This is a genomic window from Levilactobacillus lindianensis (genome assembly GCF_003946095.1).
Classification (GTDB): domain Bacteria; phylum Bacillota; class Bacilli; order Lactobacillales; family Lactobacillaceae; genus Levilactobacillus; species Levilactobacillus lindianensis.
The window spans coordinates 1-3,451 of sequence record NZ_RHOD01000012.1 but is presented as its reverse complement, the minus strand read 5'-3'; the positions used below and the strand labels follow the sequence as shown (position 1 = coordinate 3,451).

Sequence of the window (3,451 nt, the reverse complement as noted above, 5' to 3'; positions counted from 1 at the left end):
GCCGAAGGGCGATCTCCACGCTTAGGTTCGAGCCTCTGCGAGTCTCAAACCTAGCAATTCCCTAAGCGATACAGCCCATCGCTAAGGGAATTCCCACGGCTGGGCTCATTTTCACCAGCCCTACGGCTGATACTGGTTCGGGTCATCAGGTGGTGTGATTCTGATTCATTCGGTTACCTAGTCAATAAGCCAGAATGGCAAACTAAAACAGGTGTCAAACAGTTATCTTTAAGATAATCGTTCAACACCTATTTATATACAGTTATATGGATTCTTGTTGATAAACTTTGAGATTCAGTACGGCTCACGTTCCGTCATGTTCGGAAATATTGCGAGTGGATTGGCTGTTACTTAGCTGATGGCACATGGACGATGTTTGGAATTAAGCCAATCAGGTTACTTTCAAAGACAAGTCTAGCCGGAGGAGGTCAGGGATGGAGCCGGCCGTGGCGGTACTGTTAGACCGAGTGTTTTTCTCGGCCTTACAGGACGGGCGACTTTGAAGATGCGTGATCTTCGCGGCTTCAAATCGAGCGAGAAGCCCAGAGGGCTGAAGCGTCCCCACAGCAGGCGTATTCCCTGGCAGCCGCAGGCGGCCGGTTATTTTCTATCACTCCGATACAATCTGGTAGTCGTTAGGATTTGCCGCCAAGGGGCCGTAGTCGTCCATCTGGCTGTCGCGGTAGTCCCACCACTCATTACTGTAGCCCACGAAGCCAGCCCCGGTCATAGCGTCATTCAGAATACGATAGTGTCGTTCCTGAATGGCCGTGCGTGGGGCATCGCGATGGGCCGCTGCTGTGAAATCATCGAACGGGGTTTGCATTTCGAGTTCGTTGCCGTCTAAATCACAGAGTGTGAGGTCAAAGGTGACCCCCTTCTGATGTGAGAAATTGGGATTGGGTTTCGCGACAAAAGCCGGGTCCGGATAGACTTCAAAGAGGCGTTCCTGGGCCGTTACGGGACGGTAGGCATCCCAGACCTTGAGCCGATAACCCTGTTCACGGAGCTGAGCACTGGCGGCCGCGAGCTTCTTAGCCGTACCGGTACGAGCGATGGCAGTGGTGAAGTCGTAGACAATTTGGCTGGTAAAGTTGTTTGTGGTGGCGTAGCGCAGGTCGACTTGGATGCTGGGATCCAGCGCTTGAATATTGCTAAAACCAGTTTCGAGTTGAGACATGGGGCACCTCCAATAAGAATTAGGCTCAGTATACCGGGTTCATCAACGAAAAGCTTGTGAAAGGGCTTACCGTTTGGACGCAAAAAAAGAAGTCCGATATTTATCGGACTCCCCGTCAAGAAACACGAAAGTCACTCAGCTTTCGCACAGACTAGTTTAACGTAATTTCAAGGCTCACCTGGAGTGATTAGGTGGGGTTAGGGTCGTTGCATTACTAAGTGATTACCGGGCGTGCTCGAGGCGATCCTGAGCGTAAATCCCAATATCGGCGACGTGGACGGTCCCACAGTGGCGCTTGCCGGTAGCGGTCAACAGGCCAATCTTGTTATAAGCCATGGTGACCGTGCTGTCGGCGACGACTGCGACGCCCATGACTTCACCGGTGTCGGCGTTGATACCCGAAGGCACGTCGATAGCAATGGTTTTGGCGTCCGCAGCATTAATGGCATTGATGGCATCAGCGAACTTCCCGTGAATTTCACGGGAGAGGCCAACCCCGAAGATAGCGTCGATGATGACGGTGGCGTTGACCACATGGTTCAGGTCAGTCGTAAATGGAATGTGGTAGTAGTTGGCAATCTTAAGCTGTTGTTGGGTCTGAGGGGTCGCTTTGTCGGGGTCACCCAGTAGGTAAACCTCAACGTCGATGCCGCGAATGTGTAAGAGGCGGGCGACCGCGATGCCGTCACCACCATTGTTACCAACGGCGGCGACGACAACGACACGGCTTAGATCGAAATCATCATTTAAAATGTTATTGAACGTTGCCAAGGCGGCGCGCTCCATGAGAACCAACGCGGGAATACCGATCTCGTTGGTCGTGTGCGCGTCGTAACGTTGGGCTTCGGCAATGGTAATGGCTTTACTCATCATTGATCCCTCCTTAGGTGGGTATGAGAACTTATGAGTGTTGTTCAGTGACCGGACCGGATTGTAGGACCCGACTCGAGAGAAATTGGAGTTGGGTGGTAATGCTGGCGTAGTCAAAGTCGGCATTTGGGGTCACCTGTTGCCACCAATCATGTAAAACGGCAATGGCCTGCGTAACTAGATCCTGACCAGCCGCAGTGAGGGTCAGTCGGCGGTTACGACGGTCCTTGGGGTCAGTTTCCTTTTCAATCAGGGACAATTTAACCAGGTGTTGAACCATGCGGGCCATCAGACCTTCGTCGACTGCCATGGTCCAAGCGGCCTTGCGTTGATTTAACTGGCTGGTTTCGGAAACGAGAACTAACAAATAGAATTCGGTGATATTTACCGGCATGGCATCGGCTTCTAGAATCTGGTTCATCGCCCGCTGAAATTGCCGGTGGAGGATGGCCAAATTCGTGGTAAAGTCTAGTATCGAGTCTTCCATGAGCCACCTCCTCAGTCGTCGTTATGTTGCTTACTCTTAGTTTACACCAGATTGTCAATGGGGATGAGGTCAGCCACTTATCTGGGGTAAAGAAGTGCTAGAATAGCAGTAAACCTAATTTATGGGAGGCATTATACATGTACATTCAAATTCCAACTGATATGGATGAAGTCCAAATGCGTCAGCTACAACTGAAGCAACAAGGGGAGACCTGGAGTGAAGACCAAATTATCCATCAAGCCGTATTGGATACCTTCCAGGCTTACCTGGACCAGATCGAAGATGGCCACTATGACACGGCGACCTGGCAGGGAGAATCCTTGATCGTGACTGACATCAATGGCGATCAAACTGCCACGGTTCAGCCCCAGAGTGCGACATTCATTACGGATTTCCGAAAGGATGCCGATCAGACGGCTACCGATCTGGAGCAAGCGGCCATTAAGGCTGCCGGCGCTCGCTAAGAAAGTGGCCATTTTATAAATTTTGTACTAGAATGAAGATGTTGTGCGCCCTTAGTGTAATGGATAGCACATGAGATTTCGGTCCTCATGATCCGAGTTCGACTCTCGGGGGGCGCAATATGAGGTTAGATGAACTGAATAGAGTTGTTGATGTGACGTGCATCGACTGTACTAAAAAGAAGCTACTTTTACAGTAGCTTCTTTTTAGTACAGTCCTTTAATGTAATCAGTAGCAATTTTTTCATTAGCGGGTGAAACATAATCGGCACCAGTCACGCCAACTTTAGGGTTGATATAATTTGAACCGGCAAATTCTATAATTAATCCGAACAGAAATTAAAAAGCCCAAAGCAATCACTTACAATGGTAGTAGCTAATTCCAACCAATATAGGGAGTGATTACTTTGGGTACATCTACTTTATCACGTTTTCAACGTGGCGCACTAGCAC

At 50.0% G+C, this 3,451-nt stretch carries 4 protein-coding genes and 1 tRNA gene; 2 read left to right on the top strand and 3 right to left on the bottom strand.

Going from position 1 to position 3,451, the window contains the following annotated elements; genetic code table 11:
• Positions 1-610 precede the first annotated feature (610 nt).
• The 3 genes from EKM70_RS06520 to EKM70_RS06510 form a co-directional block, all read right to left on the bottom strand.
• Entirely contained in the window at positions 611-1,180 is a 570-nt protein-coding gene (locus EKM70_RS06520; RefSeq protein WP_125546323.1) for a M15 family metallopeptidase, read from the bottom strand.
• A gap of 222 nt (positions 1,181-1,402) precedes the next feature.
• Positions 1,403-2,053, bottom strand: a complete 651-nt coding sequence (locus EKM70_RS06515; RefSeq protein WP_191985889.1) for an NAD(P)H-hydrate epimerase — start codon at positions 2,051-2,053, stop codon at positions 1,403-1,405.
• Between the two features lie 28 nt (positions 2,054-2,081).
• Positions 2,082-2,537, bottom strand: a complete 456-nt coding sequence (locus tag EKM70_RS06510) for a MarR family winged helix-turn-helix transcriptional regulator (protein ID WP_125546319.1) — start codon at positions 2,535-2,537, stop codon at positions 2,082-2,084.
• Positions 2,538-2,674: 137 nt separating this feature from the next.
• Between EKM70_RS06510 and EKM70_RS06505 the strand changes: the two genes are divergently transcribed.
• Both EKM70_RS06505 and EKM70_RS06500 read left to right on the top strand, forming a co-directional pair.
• A complete protein-coding gene (locus EKM70_RS06505) occupies positions 2,675-3,001 on the top strand; it encodes a peptidase dimerization domain-containing protein (RefSeq protein WP_125546317.1) in 327 nt (108 codons plus the stop codon).
• Between the two features lie 45 nt (positions 3,002-3,046).
• Positions 3,047-3,118, top strand: a tRNA-Arg gene (locus EKM70_RS06500).
• Positions 3,119-3,451: the final 333 nt, after the last annotated feature.

What these genes read in the sequence shown, in the direction of transcription:
- EKM70_RS06510 (WP_125546319.1), bottom strand. Translation starts at nt 2,537, where the DNA reads ATGGAAGACTCGATACTAGACTTTACCACGAATTTGGCCATCCTCCAC.
- EKM70_RS06520 (WP_125546323.1), bottom strand. Translation starts at nt 1,180, where the DNA reads ATGTCTCAACTCGAAACTGGTTTTAGCAATATTCAAGCGCTGGATCCC.
- EKM70_RS06515 (WP_191985889.1), bottom strand. Translation starts at nt 2,053, where the DNA reads ATGATGAGTAAAGCCATTACCATTGCCGAAGCCCAACGTTACGACGCG.
- EKM70_RS06505 (WP_125546317.1), top strand. Translation starts at nt 2,675, where the DNA reads ATGTACATTCAAATTCCAACTGATATGGATGAAGTCCAAATGCGTCAG.